Source organism: Leptospira alexanderi serovar Manhao 3 str. L 60 (genome assembly GCF_000243815.2).
GTDB classification, from domain to species: Bacteria; Spirochaetota; Leptospiria; order Leptospirales; family Leptospiraceae; genus Leptospira; species Leptospira alexanderi.
Window position 1 is genome coordinate 80,001 of record NZ_AHMT02000049.1, and the last position, 15,000, is coordinate 95,000.

Consider the following 15,000-nt stretch of genomic DNA (forward strand, 5'->3'; position numbering starts at 1 on the left):
TGAAAATCCTCTTCCCGTAAAAACGGTTCGTAATTTTTCGGAAGGGAATCCGATCATGGCGGCTGGTTTTTACGAAGACGCCTGCGTCATCGTTTCAATGGACGGAACTCTTACGAAAAAAGAAAGGGTGTTCTTGGATGATCTCGCGAAGGAACTCGAAATATCTTCGATGGATAAGAAGAATATCGAAAGTAGAATTCTTGAGAAAAAGAAGTAAACGTATCTTTTGGGAAACAGTCGCTTCTTATTATTTCAAACATCCCGTTTCAAGGAATCAGCTCCGTGAATTGGCTGGAGGGAACGTTATTATATCTTCTCATCATCTACGCCGGTCTTCAGTTTTTGGTTTCCGGCCCGGTTTTACAACTTCTGATTAATTTTTTTTCGTTTCGTCATTTCAAATTTCGATGGTTTTCTTCTGGAGTAATACTTCCAATTTTTTATGTAGTTTCCAGAAACTGTACGATCGAGTTCCCCGGGATATTGAAAACGGATCAGGTTTATGCGAGAGTTTCCTCTTTAAATCTGAAAATCGAGTTTTTTTCTCTTTTCAGAGGAAAATTGAGAATCTCCTCTTCTATATTCAAAAATTTTCATATGGATTATACGAATATCATCAGTCCTTATAAAAAAATAGGACTGATGCCTAAACGTGGAAAGATCGTATTTCAGAATATGAAAATAGAAAACGGATCGATTTCGATTGTGGATAAAACTTTAACTCCTACTTATACGATTCAATTGCACGATATTGCGATCGAAGGCGGATATATGGATTCTGGATCTCCTCTTGAAGTTCTATTTAGAACCAAAAGCGGAACTTGCAGACTCGGTAAAAGAGGTTTCCTCAAAATCGGAGTGTTAGACGGAGAAACGAGAGGATTTTTATCGTTAAGCGACATCACTTGGTCGGAACTTGCGGGATTACAAGTGATTCCGCTTCCTTTTCTCAAAAATAGGGTTCGGATTTATGCGGAATTCAAACATATCAATTCGGACGAAACTACTTTGGAAGGAACTCTAATACATTTCGCTCCACATTCTCAAGATAAACTAGAACAGAGTTATCCGTTTCATTTTACGATTGTATGGCAGAATTATAACTTACCTTTCGATCTTGCACTTAGAGAGCTCATATTGGAATTGTTCCTCAAAATCAAATTGAAAGGAGTAATGACGAGGATGCTTCAAACCGTGGCAAAAGGGTTATATACGCTTATAGGAAAAAATCGTTCTTACAAACGCGATTCGCTCTGAATTTTACATACATAATAAATTTATAATATATATGTCTTCCTTTCGGTCTGCGATTGAAAGGACCGAGTTCTTTCGCGACTGCGTTTCGTTTCGATCTCTTGCGTGGAAATTTTTCCAATGGTGATTTTCTGACAATTGGTGGTCAGGAATTGAGCGGTGTAGTGTCCTAGAAAAATTTGTCATTTTACCTGTCTTTGACTGACAACTTTTTTTAGGACGCTACAATTTTAGATCGAATGGGAATATCTAGTAGAGGAATTCAAGTTACCCATTTGGTTTTCCTTACTTTTGTAATTGGGAAGATTTTCTTCTCGGAAAGCCTTTGGAGATTTTTTAACTTCTTTCAAAAATGCCCTGTGAAATGCGGAAGAAGAACTAAAACCGACGGCCATTCCGATCGAAAGAATGGAACGGTCAGGCTCGTCAAGTAGCATAACTTTCGCCTCTTTTACCCGGTGGTGGTTGATAAAGGAATTGAAATTCATTCCCATGTGTTCGTTTAAAAAAGCCGAGAGATGATGTACGGAAAGACCCATCTCCGACGCTAAAGAAGGAAGCCGAAGTTCTTCGTCCAGATGAATTCTTTCACTCTGCATCAATTCCGTGAGTTTGCTTTCGACTTTTTCGATGTTAAGGTCTTCCAAAAGAGATTTTTTGTCCTGAACGGAATCTCGTTGAGAAAAATTTTGATCTGAGATTTTTTCTCCGGACGAATTGCTAACTAATAAAAGTTCGTTTTGAGTTCTTTGAATGTTGGAGAGCATCGAAATACATTCGCTCAAGATAATTGGAGAAAGAATTAGAAAATAATAATTAATTTTATTGATCGGCTCGATGATTTTTGCGCCTTCAAAATGACGGAACATTTCCGTGAGTTTGATGATGAGCAATAAACTAATGGAAGGAAGAATTTTTATTAGGGCTTCTTTGTTTTTGGCAGAACGTAAAAGAATTAAGACATGAAATAGAAGACAAATGAAAAATAAAAAGATTCCTAAAGATACTACCTCGGAAAGATTAGGAATTTTGAATTCGCCAAGCAAATCCCAAAGAACAATGATAGCCGCAGTGGAAGCAAAGCTGCGCAGAAACAATCTTCGAAGAACCGTAAAATTAGTGTAAACATACCGGAAATTATCGTTCTTCACACTTGTGGCGAAGCTTATAAATAAGAAAGCGACTGCAATCGAAAAGTAAGTGTAAAAATACTGAGCTAGTTTCTTTGCAAAAGTATTTTCCGAGATAAAAATCGTGGCCGTAAAAGACCAAAAAGTACAGGCCATTAAGAAAAACAGCACCGGGGCAGCGATATTCTTTTGTCTGTTACTTTTGAGAACTCCGAATACGGCAATCATAGAGTATAACGTTGCCGCTAAAGAATAATATTCAATCTCTTCCACATTCGAATCCTTTTGTTGTTTTTGTTCCTATTGCTCCCAGAAACACTTTTTTCTATAGGGAAGAAATATTTTCTCCGTTTGATTATGCAAACAATTCTTTCAAAATATACTTTGTTATTCTTATAAGCAAATAGTTTTCCCCATATCGGTTATAACAAAATGTTTCCGAGCTTTTGCATGTTTTTTGACAGTTATCATTTGAACTACCTAAAAGAATCTATAATTGGGGAAGATGGTAATTTTTGTTTTTTACTAAAACGATTTTTTGTTTAACGATCAGGAAATGAAGGATCGAAGTTTTACTACTTTTTCGCTTTAGAACAGGATTTACAGATTGGATTCGGTACAGGACGATTTTCGTACTAATTGGGAGCATATCGAAAAGCTCCAAACGAAAATAGATTTGTGCCCCACTTTGATCTGGAAAGCGTTCGTATTCGAGAACGGATTTTGATTATTTTGAATTAAAGCCTGAGATATATGCAAAAAAACTAAAGTTATTGACTCTTCCTTTGGCTTTTGAAGAAGCCAACTTTTTGGGAAAAGAATTGTGGAAGAACTCAAGTAAAATGGGACTTTCTCGAAAACCTATGATACCTGAAATCGCGAGACAAACGGTGGTTTAACAGATTGAATAGTTGAATGATAAAATTCTCACGTTATGTTTTGCAAAACGGGGATTTTATTCTTTTATCAGAATCGAATCGGATGATCGAATTCAAAAATTATTCTGAGATTCGGCTTTACTGATTTTTACATAATAGGTACCGTGAATTTTGAAACTAATCCCCGTTTAGACGCAGGATACGAGACGTTTTGTTATATAGTTCTCAATAAGAACGTTTTAATCGGAGACCATAAGAAGAGAAATCTAGATGCAGAAACTCAATAGAAGGGAATTCTTGAATTCTTCCGTAAAATTTTTCGTTTTTATCGGTGCTGGCGGAGCGATTATGCCGAGTTTGACCGGATGTAATTCCGGGCCGAAGGGAGCCGTGAATGAAAATCTGTCTTTTGTTTCCCTCTCCCAAGTGTTAAATGAATTAGAAATATTCAAAAAATTGAATTCAATTCGAGGATATGGAGCTTGGGATGCGGGCAAAGTGTTTCTTCACTGCGCTCAATCGATCGAATATTCGATCCAAGGTTATCCCGAAAATAAAAGCGCACTTTTTCAGAATACGATTGGAAAACTCGTCTTTTTAAACTTCGCATCTTCCAAAAAAATGTCCCACGACCTAGAAGCTCCGATACCCGGTGCTACGGAAATACGAACCGGTACGGATTGGAAGGAAAGCCTTTCGATTTTACGGAAAACCATTCTTAAATTTCAAACTTATGACGGAGAATTGAAACCTCATTTCGCTTACGGAAGTTTATCTAAGGAAGAATACGATTTGGCACACGCGATGCATATCGCCAATCATTTCAGTTTTTTAACTTTTCATTCTTGAAAAAGATAAATTTTGGTTTTGTATTTCACAAAATATCTTTTTCCTTCCGGATTTTAAAATCGACTTACTCTATCTGAAAAATTAACGCTAGTTCGATCTAAGAAAACTCATCTCATAAAAGTTAATTTTTCCGGAAAAGAATAGAATTAAATGTGGAAGCTTACATACCATTTTAGATTTATTGCGAATTAAAAAAATGTAGGGACTATTACTTTTAGAAATTTTTTTAATTTTCTTATATCGAACTCACGTTAAAAATTACGGTATCGTATAACAGCGTTTCAAAGCGAATGAGGGAGTTTCTTGAGATGGGTTGTTCTAAAATTCTTCCAATGAAAATCTAGATTCTTAGATTTTAATGGGGAATCTTAGAAATTGGAGTTTGAAAACGAATTTCAAAAGATAGGAATCTTCTTTACGAATTATGCGGGAAACAAATTCTGGAAAGCGATCGGGATTGGGGGATTAGCTCAGCTGGTTAGAGCGCTACCTTGACATGGTAGAGGTCACTGGTTCGATCCCAGTATCTCCCACCACCTTTTTGATGCTGCTTTTGGTTATTTCTCGGTTTTTAAAAAATGCGGGAACTCCTTAGTTTCAAAAGAAGATCCGAACAAAATAAAAAAGCTCCGAGTTCGGGAGCTTTCAGGTATCGGTTTGGTTTTTCTTTTTTGATTTAGGAGAATTTAAAAATTCGATTCTTATTCTGCAAAGATTACGGAAATTGTAGGCAGTTTAAAACCAAGAACGGTCGCTAAATCTTTACGAATCTGATCGCGAACGTTTTGTTTGTCTTCCACTAAAAGAGCCTGACGAAGATAAAATTCGGCGGCCTTTAAATCCACTTCACCCAAAGCCATGGAAACTCTATAACGAACCGAAGGGCTTTCACTTTTCAGCATATCGCAGAGAGTGTAAAAGTTTTTATCGGCAACTCTCATGATATGAACGATAGAGTTTAAGATCGCCGCTTTGGTAAAATCGTTCTTTTCTTTTTCCAGAGTGGAAACGAGAAAGTTCACGGTTTCCTTGCGGTTCATATATTTCAAACCGTCCGCGGCTGAAGCGCGGATATAGTAGTTCGAATGGCCGAGGGCGTTTACAAGAACGTCTTCAGATTCTTTCGCATAGGGATAACTTCCGATCGTTCTTAAAATTTCACCGGCTGCCATCACCATCGTATAGTCTTCTTTCGAAGTGAAATAAGGTTCGTCCTTCTCTTGGATGGTGGGTTCTAATTTTTTATATTCTTCTATGGTCGGTTTGATCGCAATTTCCAGATCTATTACGGAAAGGGCTTGAGCGACCGTAAATTTGAGATAAGGATGATTTTCAAGAGACTTAGGAATTTTAGGATTTCCACGAAGCGCATTTAGAAGAGGGCGGACGGCAAGTTTGTTGCTTACGAACTTAAGATAATCTGCGGCGTCTAACTTTTCTTCGTAAGAACCGGACTCGAGTTTTCTAACCTGTTCGAAATATACTCTATCGGCGTATTCTACTGCCTTATCTGAGGAGAATAAAGGCAAAACGCTGATAGAAAACGAAATGATAGAGATCGAAATATTTTTAAACATGGCATTTCCTCTCTGTTAATATCGGTTTTTGAAATCGTCGGCTTAAAGTTTCAGGCTTCCTTTTCTTTTACACTTTCGGCAATTTTACGGATTTTTTCGGATAGGTCCTCTAGTGGTAGATCGGTTTCCGTGGATTCTTCCAGCTCTTTTCCGATCTTTTTGAGGTCTTCTTGAATTCTCAACCTGTTTTCGGAGGCCCTGCTCGCCATGTGTGTAAGGAGATCGTCTCTGTATTCCGTGGCCATTTCGAGTTTGAGTTCGCCTAACGAAATCATGGATTGGAGAATTTTTTCCAACCGATCCCGAGTGAGATAACTCGCGCCGATTCCACCTAAAACCAATCTGCCGAACAAGGAACTTATGTCTTTCCCGGTTTCTCGAATCAGAGCCGAAAGCATGAAGTTTGAAAATTCTTCGTTCCTTTGTCCCAGAGAAATTTTGAGAAAAGTTTGTCCGAGAATTTTCGGAGTGATATCGGAACCGGACATATTATCGATCACACGAATTTCTTCGCCATTGATAATCATATCCGCTACATCCTCAAGAGTGATTGTTTTACTCGTCGCGGGATCATAGAGCCTTCGATTCGCGTATCGTTTTAGAAGTTTCATCTTAATTGGTTGCGTCTTTTGCGCATTGCACAATTCTAGGATTCGCCGGAAAAGTCTTCGGTCAAGCAAAATACCCATGGCAAGCCTATTGTTCGATTGTCTCTTTCTAAACGGGCTTACAAAAAAGGAAGAAAGGTTACTGTTCTCACTTTTGGATTGGAAAGAAATTTCAATTCAAGAATGGGTCGGAAGATTTCCGGAATCAAATTCCGGGCAAATCGTTGTTCGAAAAACGATCGAGGTCGATTCTTTACAAACTGCAATCGATTGGTCGAAACAACCTTTATTGATCGGAAGAATCGAATCCCCTCCACTAAAGAAATTATTTCAGCAAGGTCTCAACTACTTTTTAGATCTTCAAACCTCTCAGATCATTGATATTCCGTTGGAAAATGTTTCGCAAAAAAAGGGATTGAATTCGATCGTAATCGGGCCCGATTCGCTTTTGTTTCAAAGAATTCGAGCTCATCTCAAAGTTCTGGGATGGGAAACGATTCCTTGTAGAGAGTTATCCGCGCTCAAGGAAATATTTAAAGAATACGAACCCGGCCTATTTTTCGTGGATTGGGAAAGATTGAACGTTAGGGATACGGTGGATCGGTTAAAGAATTTGCCCCAAAGAGGGATTTTTCCGTCTGTGATTGGGATCAGGGACGTAAGACGGGAGAATCTTTTTCAGGATCTTTCCGCCGGAATCGGAGACTTTTGTCAGGAATTATATTCAGAAAAAGAAATATTCGAAATTTTGAATCATTCTATTCCGAATTTGGAGAGTGAAAGTTATAGTTCCGAAAGTTTCAAAAGATTAGTCTTTAAGTTTAGAACCGGAATTCAACCTACCGAAATTCGAGTCGAAAAAACCGCACCGACTCAGTTTTTCGGTTCTCATTTGGAAAAAATCAAACAGAGAAAGATACTCGATTGGATGAATGAGTTTCTCTGAGGGTTTGCGCTTAAGCGGACAAACGGCTAGTGATTTACTCACGATCGTATTCAAAGACGAGCTATCGCGATTGAGCTCTCACTACGGTTCGAAGAAACATAATGCTGCAATTTCCGCTACAATCGTTATCGTAAGACTTATCGGCCTTTAAGAGAAAGGAATTTCCTTATTTCGAACTAATTTTTCCGCGAGATCGATTTCCATCGGGTGAGAATAATAGTATCCCTGTCCGAAATCGCAATTGAGTTCTCGAAGGAGTTTGTGTTGTGTTTCGTTCTCCACGCCTTCCACAATGATCGCCTTGCCCATTGCTTGCACCAAATTTACCATGGAAGTAATCACCGCGCGAGTGGAAGTCTGAAAGTAATTGAAAAGAAATATTTTGTCTAGCTTGATGTAATCGATCGGAAGGTGAATGAGCCTTCCTAAAGAAGAATATCCTTTTCCGAAATCATCGATCGCAAACTTAAATCCGTAATCTTTGAGAGAGGTGATAACCTTGCCGATTTGGGACTCTCTCGAATCGAAAGAATCTTCCACAATTTCCAAAATGATATGACTCGGTTGGATTTTATAATAGTCGCTCGCCTCTTTCAGCAGCGGAAAGATGTTTTTATCGCCGAGTTGTTTCGGAGATATGTTTAGGGATAAGGAGACATTCTCCGATTTTAATATTGAATTTTCGTAATATCGGAACGTTTCCCAGATCATCCATTCTCCGATGGTTTTGATAAAACTGGAACTCTCGGCGATCGAAATGAAACTTCCGGGAAGAAGTTTACCTTTTTCCGGATGATTCCAGCGTACCAGAGTTTCCATAGAAAAAAATCGGTTCTCTTTGAGATCGATGATGGGTTGAAAATGAATTTCCAATTCGTTTCGGTTTAGTACCTTTCTCAGGTCGATTTCGATTTTCGATTTTTCGAAAGTTGAGGCGATTGCGTTTTGGTCGTAGTAAAACAAGGAGTTTGGACCGAGCAAACAGGATCGCTGGAGAGCCTCTTTTAGGATTCCGAGTGCGTTCATATCCGATCCGGATTTGGAATCGAATTTCGTGTAACCGATGTTTATGTTGAGATGAAATTCTCTTTCTTCATAAGTGAAAGGAAAATCGAAAAGCATTTGGATACATTCCGCAAACCATTCCGCTTTGATTTCGGAATCTATATGTGCGGATGAAATTAAAAATTTGTCGCTTTCAATTCTAAATAAATGGTCGTTTCGATTCAGATACTTTTTCAATCGATCGGCCACTTTCGCGTAGATATGTTCAAAATAAGAATTGTTTTCTTTGGATACGATCGAATCCGGATTGGATATGGAAATCAAAAACGAAAAATGTCCGTTCATGGCGAATTCGTCTTCGGTGATTTGTTTTCCAAAATGATTTAAAAAATATTTTTGATTGGGAAGATTCGTGTTTCGATCCCAGTGGCCCGTTTCGTATCCTTTCTTGGGTTGGGCATTCGGCTGAGGTTTAAACCGAATCATATAAGAGTCTTCAAAATTGTGAACGCTAAGTTGTAGTTGGAAATTTGTTTCTCCTAAAAAGGAATCTTCGGGGTCTTCGATTTCTTGAAGAAGATGGGATATGTTCGTATCGTTCTCCAAATGTTGATTTTCCTTGGATTTAAGAAGAGGTATTATCTTTTCATAAAGCACTTGGAAGTTTGGGAAAGACCAAAAATTTTGAAATTTATGATTTGCATATACAGTTTTCCAGTCACGGTCTAAAACAACAATTCCTTCCGTCGACTGATCCGAAAAATACAACAATGATTTTTGCAAGGACGGAGATAGATTCTGTATTTGCATTCCCATGTATGAAATTGTAGCGTCAGATATCAATAATGAAATCCGTACTATAATTCAAAATGTTTTTTATTATAATTTTATATAGAAAAATATGATTTGTTTCCGGTTAGTTCCATGAAAAATTGTTTTTATCTTTTTCCCTTGATAAAATTATTTTGTAGAACCAATGAAAATTTTTGTTCGAATGAGAAAATTTTCCCTTCTGAGAAGTTAACTAATTTACATTCATTTTTGATAACGGGCCGTGGGAAGGTTTTGTTTTCAGACTGCGTACGAATTCCGAATGCAGAACAAATTAATCACTTGGCCTCAGAAGAGTTTTTTTCTTTTTGGAATTAAGGTTTTTATCTTTTCAGCTTATTTTGAACGAGTTGTAGAAAAAGATTCATTAAGAGCTATTCTAAGACTTTAGGATGTGGGAACTCCCGGGTTTTATTATAAACTTGTAGCCGGTTTACATTAAGGTCTTGGGGCAGTCTTTAAATACAAGGATAAAGATTTTGAACATAGAGTTCTATAAGGTTCAGTACACCGAAATTCAAAAACTGCTGAACGATATTGAAAAGAGACTTCTTAGGGAAGGGGAAATTTCCGAAGATATGGACGAACTTTTGCATGAGCTTGCAAGTTTTTCCGCGAGATTAAAACTTCATCTGAATCTGGAAGAGAATTTGATCTATCCCAAAATCAAAAGTTTACAGATTGAAAATATTTCCTCTCTTGCGGAAAACTTCAGGAGCCGCTCCATCGACCTGAAAAATTCTTTTAAAAAGTATTATTCCAACTGGCTGCTCCCTTCCTCCATTTTAAAAAATGAAAGTCAGTTTCGGGAAGAAACGGAGGAGTTGATTTTCAATTTGAGGGATAAGTTTCGAAAAGAAGAAAATGAAATTTATGTTCTTCTTTAAAGTCGTTTAACGTTTTTCCATCCAGGAAATACATTCCTTTAAAAGATTCTGCATCGTTTTGTATTCCTTTTTTACCGGATATCCGTGTCCCGGTAAAATCCATTCGAAAGAATAATCCTTCAATTTTTTCATGGAATTGATCTGTTCCGGCCAAGAATACCAACAAACTCCCTTGAACGCAATTAGACGGTCCTTTTGAGGATCATAGGCGAGATGGTCTCCCGTAAAAAGAAACCGATCTTCCAATGATAATACCGAGTGTCCTTTTGTATGTCCCGGAGTGGGAATGATTTTGACATCACTCCCGAGTTTGAATACTGTTTCGCCCTTTAAGACGATTTCCGCGGAAGGAATCGACCTTCGATCGTATTCGTGGATGATTCGGTCACACCCGAATCGTTCCCTGAATTTTTGATGATCGGCGATATCGTCTTGATGGGTTAAAAAATGATAACGGATTCCTCCCAAAGATTCTATCTTACTTGCAAGAGAAGGTACGAATCGGGGGGAATCTACGAGAATATTTCCATCTTCTCTAAGGATGAGATACGAAAATGCTCCGAAAGAATCCTTTGAATGATAACCGCAATAGTATACGTTTGCTTCAATTTTGGAAGGAAACGTTTCCTTCGCTTCTTTTAGATCCATTTTGTCCTCGGTTCCGATAGAAGTAGTCGGACAGGAAAGCAAAGCTCGAAGTGCTTCGATTTTTTCAGATTCCGTTTCCGGTTGTTTCCTAACGTAAGAACCTCCGTTTTTTTCGGAGAACGTGGATGGTGCGATGATTCTGCACGTTTCGCAGTCGATACAGGTGGAATCCACGTAGAAGTTGCCTTCTTGGTTCTCTTGGCGTTTTTTCAGCTGATTTGCCACGCTCTTTAGACGCCGATTCCAAAGAATACGATTCCATTTCGAACAGAGAGGATTCTAAAAAAATAATTCCCAAATCAACTTGTTTTTACCCGAATTGGTCTAGTTTGGAAATAATTTTTTGAATTTTCTTCTTCCTTGGATTTTAAAAGATTTCTTTTCGCGTCTGTTCAATTGATACTTTCGTTTCGCGGTTCGACCGAGCCGTTAGAGACATTGATTCATTTTTCAATACCTTTCGATCGTTTTGCGCGTTCGAAAAATATTCCGATATTTGCGTTTAGTTAGGCCTTGGTTACGTTGTGAAGGTCGTGAGATTGTAATTGAATTGAAACAATTCCCTCATCTGATTGTAATGCAAATGAAATATAGATTTCGGTGGAATTACAAAAAGCTCAAGCAGAGAAGGGGAAAAGGTTGTTAACCGACATCTTGAAATGGAAAAGCAAAAAAAGTGTAATAAAAGAAGTAGAAAGTTACAAATCGGTTTTCAGATTTTTGGTTTAATTTTATCCATTGAAACCGGGTTATTCGCTCAAGAAAAACCTATCGGCGGAGATTCTAAACCTCCTGAAAAACCGAAAAAGGAATTTTATGAAGACAATGATACCGGTTTGATTTATACAAAACCGGGTCCGAACCGAACTAAAATCGATTCTTTGGGGAAAGAGAATTATCCGGAACGCAAGGATATGCAGCTTCCGAATCATTTCAAACACAGACCTGAAAATATCAATGAAGAGAAACTCGTGATTGCGGCAAGAACTCAGTTCCGCGGGGTCAGTGGGGATCGTCAATCCGCTTTTTCGGGGAACGAAGACTTTCATACTGTAGACGCGAACTTTAGACGACTCCGTCTTGGTTTCTTTTATCAAGGAGCGAAATGGTGGGGTTTTGCGACTCAGCTTCGTTTGGAAAACGCTCTCAATAGCCAGTTTTTAAGAATCACAAAGAATAAAACTACGGGAGACGTTCAGGACGTCACGTTGAACGATGCTCGAGGTTTGATCCATGAGGCTGTAATTTGGGTGAACATTCCGATTCTCAGTTCTCGCATTACTTTAGGGCAAATCAACGTTCCGTTTAACAGAGAGTATATTCAAAGTTCTGCAAATTTCATTTCCTTGGAAAGATCGATTGTCACGAACATGCTTCCTCAGTTCGATACGGGTGCGATGATTGCGATCCATCCTCTTGAAGCGATCGATAAAAAATATACGCGATATTTGTCCCTTCACGGTTTTGTCGGGAACGGTCACGGTGGTGGTGGAGATTACGGTTACGGCAGAAGACAGGATAATACTGCCGCACGCCAGAACCTTCCTCAATTGCTTGCTCCGATTTATTACGGAAGAGTCCAATACAACGCCTTGGGAGGTCTTATAAAAAGGGGAAATGACATAGGTTGGGTGGAAGGAGACGAGATCTTTCAAGACGATGCGAAATTATCTTTTGGGGCGGCGGTGGCTCAGACGACTCAACTTAAAACCTCTCAGCCGGTTCCAGTTGAGTTTCTTCTTAAGGATCAAACTCCGACGAGATTGGCGATTCAACAAACGACTCCCACCGGAGGAATTGATCCCACGGGACTTAAATCCGATTATCTTGCGGACAGAACGATCACGACTCCGGGGCGTCCAAATTTCGGAATCGTCGGTCATACATATGATATGACTTTTACCTGGAAGGGTTTTTATTTGAACGGAGCTTGGAGTAAATTTTCTGGTTCTGCAGCCAACCAAGTGATGAGTTATCACGGTACGATCGGTTATAATTTTCATCTCTACGATTCGAAATATATTATGCCCGTTTTTAAGGCCGAGTTTCTGAAAGGAGATTGGAATCAGAGTCAGATGTTCGAACCCGGAGAAGCTTATTACATCTACTGGGCGGGAATCAACTTGATGGGAGATTATCATCTCTATAAGGTTCAACTTTTTTATCAAGTCATTCATACAAATACGGCTAAGAATTATTTTTGGAACACCACGGATAACCGCGATTCAAGAACAGTTTATCTTCAGTTCCAAGCAAACTTTTGGACCGGCACTTCCTCTCCGGAAAATGTTTCCGGCGGAGCGATTTACAGACAAGATTATTGAGCTTAAGAAAACATTGGGCGAATTGCTTTCGATCGCGCTTGAACCCAATGTTGCTTTAGTTTTTACACTCAATTGCTTTAGCGTTTTTTAATATGGAATTTACGTAAATTCGGTTACGAGTAGGAATCGGTCGTAGAATTTCAGAATCGATCCGATTTCTACGTCCCCGTTATCGGTGCAGAAAAAGGAGTAAGCCTGATTGATCGTAAAACCTTCGATTAGATATTTAAAGATCATAAAAATCCCATCCTTATCAAAATCATTCCGAATGTAATTCAAGGTTTGCGCGCACTTTACGATTTTAAGATGGTACTGCCGGTACAATCGGTTGTAGTAGTCGAATTTTTTTTGAAGTTTCTCTTTCGTTAAAATTTCGTTCGTAAGAAACTGATAACAAACTCGGTTGAGTTCTTTTTTGGAATGGATCTCCAAAAGAATCGGTTTCAAATATTCCTCTCGAATGGCGACGGAGCTGGTACATTTTCGAAAGAGAGTCTGGGTCGTTTCCAGATTTTTACGGGCCGCATAATCAATCAAAATGTAGATCAGGTCCTCTTTACTGTGGAAATGTTCGTAAAACGTGCCTTTGGCGAATCCGGCTTGAGCCGTGATGTCTTCCACTCTCGCTTCGTGAAATCCTTTACTTCCGAATATAGTAAGAGCCGCTTCCAATAGTTTATCGCGCGTCTCCAAGGATTTTTTGGATTCTTTTATCAAAGCGGGGTTATAAATCCCCAATCCGGAACTATTTTCCTTTTTCCCGGATTCGGTTTGACGTTCTACTTTAACGTGAGTTCGGCGTAAGAAAGTTTGGGCGAATCGCTCGCGAATTTCATAGATAAAATGGCTCGCGACCGCGCTTTAACTCAATGTTGCTGCCTACGATCGCAACATAATGCTCCAATTCCTTCGGAATTTAACTCAATGTTTCTCCCTACGGGTCGAAACATATAATCGCTTTCGCATTTTGTTATACCGAACTCACGTTACTTTAGCGTTTGCAGTCAAAGTTTTTACTTCTTGGTTTTTTTCCCGTTAAATTTCATCATCAGATCGTTAAACACGGATAATGTGACCGGAACATAAAAAAGACTTCCTAACGTTCCGAAACCCAATCCCCAACCTAAGGCTAATGTCATCGGAATCAGAATCGGATCCGAGCCTCCGAGACTGTATGCGGTCGGTAATAAACCCGCAACCGTGGTAAGAGTTGTTAAAAGAATCGGTCTGAATCTTCTTTGGCTCGCTTCGATCAGGATCTCGTCCATGCTTGCCTTGGAATCTTTTCTAATCGAATCGATACAATCTACGAGGACGATGGATGCGTTTACGAGAACTCCCGCTAAACCTATGATTCCGATCATCGCTAAGAAGCTGATAGATTTTCCGGAAAGAGGAAAACCGATCACGATTCCGATAATCCCTAATGGAATTGTACTGAGGATCAATATTGGTTTCCAAAAACTTTTGATCGTCAACGCGAGAATTCCAAAGATACCGAAGATTGCTATAAGACCGGCTTTAGCCAGAGATGTCATTGATCTTTGGGTGTCTTTTTCCTCTCCGCCGAACGTAATAGATATTCCGGGATATTGTCGTTCGATTAAAGGTTTGAATTCGTTCGCTACTCTTTGGTTTGCGTCGTGGGCCGTTATTTCGTCTAACTTTACGTCTCCATTTACCGTGATGGCACGATCAAAATCTTTATGTGCGAGAAGCTCCGGGGATTCGATCAGATTCATTTTGGAAATCTTTGCAAGATTCGTAATGTTTCCCGCCTTGTTTCTAAGAGGAATTGATTTGATTTCGTTCGGATTTTTGCGAAAGTCCTTGTCGTAGAGAACTCTTAAATATATTTTTGTTCTTCCTTTACGGACTGTCCCCGCTCTTTCTCCGTCGTAAGCCGTTCTCAAACCGTTTGCGGCGGATAATGTGGAGATGCCGGTAAAACTCTCGAGTCCTTTATCGAGCTGGATATACATTTGTTTGCGACCGTAACGATAGTCGTCTCGAACGGAGAAAACCCCGGGGATTGACTTTAAGAACGCCTGCAACTCGTTCGA

Annotated in this window: 13 protein-coding genes and 1 tRNA gene (2 of these 14 running past the window's edge); 7 read left to right on the forward strand and 7 right to left on the reverse strand. The window is 39.1% G+C overall.

The window, feature by feature from the left end; genetic code table 11:
- Together LEP1GSC062_RS15330 and LEP1GSC062_RS15335 are read left to right on the forward strand one after the other, a co-directional pair.
- Positions 1–217, forward strand: the final stretch of a protein-coding gene (locus LEP1GSC062_RS15330; RefSeq protein ID WP_425268437.1) for a TerB family tellurite resistance protein. The gene continues 287 nt to the left of window position 1, outside the view; only the last 217 of its 504 coding nucleotides appear in the window; the start codon falls outside the window, past its left edge; its stop codon occupies positions 215–217.
- Positions 218–282: 65 nt separating this feature from the next.
- Complete coding sequence (locus tag LEP1GSC062_RS15335; RefSeq protein WP_004496828.1) at positions 283–1,257, forward strand: hypothetical protein; 975 nt, start codon at positions 283–285, stop codon at positions 1,255–1,257.
- A gap of 227 nt (positions 1,258–1,484) precedes the next feature.
- On the opposite strand, the gene LEP1GSC062_RS15340 is transcribed toward LEP1GSC062_RS15335, so the two are convergent.
- Positions 1,485–2,657 (reverse strand): helix-turn-helix domain-containing protein, encoded by a 1,173-nt coding sequence (locus LEP1GSC062_RS15340; protein WP_010579138.1) that lies wholly within the window; start codon positions 2,655–2,657, stop codon positions 1,485–1,487.
- An 875-nt stretch (positions 2,658–3,532) separates the two neighbouring features.
- On the opposite strand from LEP1GSC062_RS15340, the gene LEP1GSC062_RS15345 reads away from it, so the two are divergent.
- Together LEP1GSC062_RS15345 and LEP1GSC062_RS15350 are read left to right on the forward strand one after the other, a co-directional pair.
- On the forward strand, positions 3,533–4,111 hold the full coding sequence (locus LEP1GSC062_RS15345) for a DUF1569 domain-containing protein (RefSeq protein WP_010579139.1): 579 nt from the start codon (positions 3,533–3,535) through the stop codon (positions 4,109–4,111).
- Between the two features lie 459 nt (positions 4,112–4,570).
- Positions 4,571–4,647 (forward strand) — tRNA-Val (locus LEP1GSC062_RS15350).
- A gap of 165 nt (positions 4,648–4,812) precedes the next feature.
- On the opposite strand, the gene LEP1GSC062_RS15355 is transcribed toward LEP1GSC062_RS15350, so the two are convergent.
- On the reverse strand, positions 4,813–5,688 hold the full coding sequence (locus LEP1GSC062_RS15355; protein ID WP_010579140.1) for a HEAT repeat domain-containing protein: 876 nt from the start codon (positions 5,686–5,688) through the stop codon (positions 4,813–4,815).
- Positions 5,689–5,738: 50 nt separating this feature from the next.
- On the reverse strand, positions 5,739–6,299 hold the full coding sequence (locus LEP1GSC062_RS15360) for a polyhydroxyalkanoate synthesis regulator DNA-binding domain-containing protein (RefSeq protein WP_010579141.1): 561 nt from the start codon (positions 6,297–6,299) through the stop codon (positions 5,739–5,741).
- 76 nt (positions 6,300–6,375) lie between these two features.
- Here LEP1GSC062_RS15360 and LEP1GSC062_RS15365 point away from each other — a divergent pair, with 76 nt between their 5' ends.
- Positions 6,376–7,242 carry a hypothetical protein gene (locus LEP1GSC062_RS15365; protein WP_010579142.1) on the forward strand — a complete coding sequence of 289 codons (867 nt, stop codon included), beginning with the start codon at positions 6,376–6,378 and terminating at the stop codon, positions 7,240–7,242.
- 147 nt (positions 7,243–7,389) lie between these two features.
- Here LEP1GSC062_RS15365 and LEP1GSC062_RS15370 read toward each other — a convergent pair whose 3' ends face one another.
- Positions 7,390–9,057: a GGDEF domain-containing phosphodiesterase gene (locus LEP1GSC062_RS15370; RefSeq protein ID WP_167324068.1), complete on the reverse strand. Its 1,668-nt coding sequence runs from the start codon at positions 9,055–9,057 to the stop codon at positions 7,390–7,392.
- A 500-nt stretch (positions 9,058–9,557) separates the two neighbouring features.
- Between LEP1GSC062_RS15370 and LEP1GSC062_RS15380 the strand changes: the two genes are divergently transcribed.
- The gene (locus tag LEP1GSC062_RS15380) at positions 9,558–9,965 is read left to right on the forward strand and encodes a hemerythrin domain-containing protein (protein WP_010579145.1); all 408 of its coding nucleotides are present in this window, start codon (positions 9,558–9,560) and stop codon (positions 9,963–9,965) included.
- A 6-nt stretch (positions 9,966–9,971) separates the two neighbouring features.
- Here LEP1GSC062_RS15380 and LEP1GSC062_RS15385 read toward each other — a convergent pair whose 3' ends face one another.
- Positions 9,972–10,838 carry an MBL fold metallo-hydrolase gene (locus tag LEP1GSC062_RS15385; RefSeq protein ID WP_010579146.1) on the reverse strand — a complete coding sequence of 289 codons (867 nt, stop codon included), beginning with the start codon at positions 10,836–10,838 and terminating at the stop codon, positions 9,972–9,974.
- 434 nt (positions 10,839–11,272) lie between these two features.
- On the opposite strand from LEP1GSC062_RS15385, the gene LEP1GSC062_RS15390 reads away from it, so the two are divergent.
- Positions 11,273–12,937: a hypothetical protein gene (locus LEP1GSC062_RS15390; RefSeq protein ID WP_010579147.1), complete on the forward strand. Its 1,665-nt coding sequence runs from the start codon at positions 11,273–11,275 to the stop codon at positions 12,935–12,937.
- A gap of 99 nt (positions 12,938–13,036) precedes the next feature.
- On the opposite strand, the gene LEP1GSC062_RS20555 is transcribed toward LEP1GSC062_RS15390, so the two are convergent.
- Positions 13,037–13,675 carry a TetR/AcrR family transcriptional regulator gene (locus tag LEP1GSC062_RS20555; RefSeq protein WP_020984729.1) on the reverse strand — a complete coding sequence of 213 codons (639 nt, stop codon included), beginning with the start codon at positions 13,673–13,675 and terminating at the stop codon, positions 13,037–13,039.
- Between the two features lie 275 nt (positions 13,676–13,950).
- On the reverse strand, positions 13,951–15,000 hold the end of the coding sequence (locus tag LEP1GSC062_RS15400) for an efflux RND transporter permease subunit (RefSeq protein WP_039942301.1). It continues 2,061 nt past the right edge of the window; only the last 1,050 of its 3,111 coding nucleotides appear in the window; its start codon lies beyond the right edge, outside the window; it ends in the stop codon at positions 13,951–13,953.

Bases quoted from the DNA above. Each gene is read 5' to 3' on its own strand.
- LEP1GSC062_RS15345 (WP_010579139.1), top strand. From the start codon at position 3,533: ATGCAGAAACTCAATAGAAGGGAATTCTTGAATTCTTCCGTAAAATTT.
- LEP1GSC062_RS15355 (WP_010579140.1), bottom strand. From the start codon at position 5,688: ATGTTTAAAAATATTTCGATCTCTATCATTTCGTTTTCTATCAGCGTT.
- LEP1GSC062_RS15360 (WP_010579141.1), bottom strand. From the start codon at position 6,299: ATGAAACTTCTAAAACGATACGCGAATCGAAGGCTCTATGATCCCGCG.
- LEP1GSC062_RS15365 (WP_010579142.1), top strand. From the start codon at position 6,376: ATGGCAAGCCTATTGTTCGATTGTCTCTTTCTAAACGGGCTTACAAAA.
- LEP1GSC062_RS15370 (WP_167324068.1), bottom strand. From the start codon at position 9,057: ATGCAAATACAGAATCTATCTCCGTCCTTGCAAAAATCATTGTTGTAT.
- LEP1GSC062_RS15390 (WP_010579147.1), top strand. From the start codon at position 11,273: ATGGAAAAGCAAAAAAAGTGTAATAAAAGAAGTAGAAAGTTACAAATC.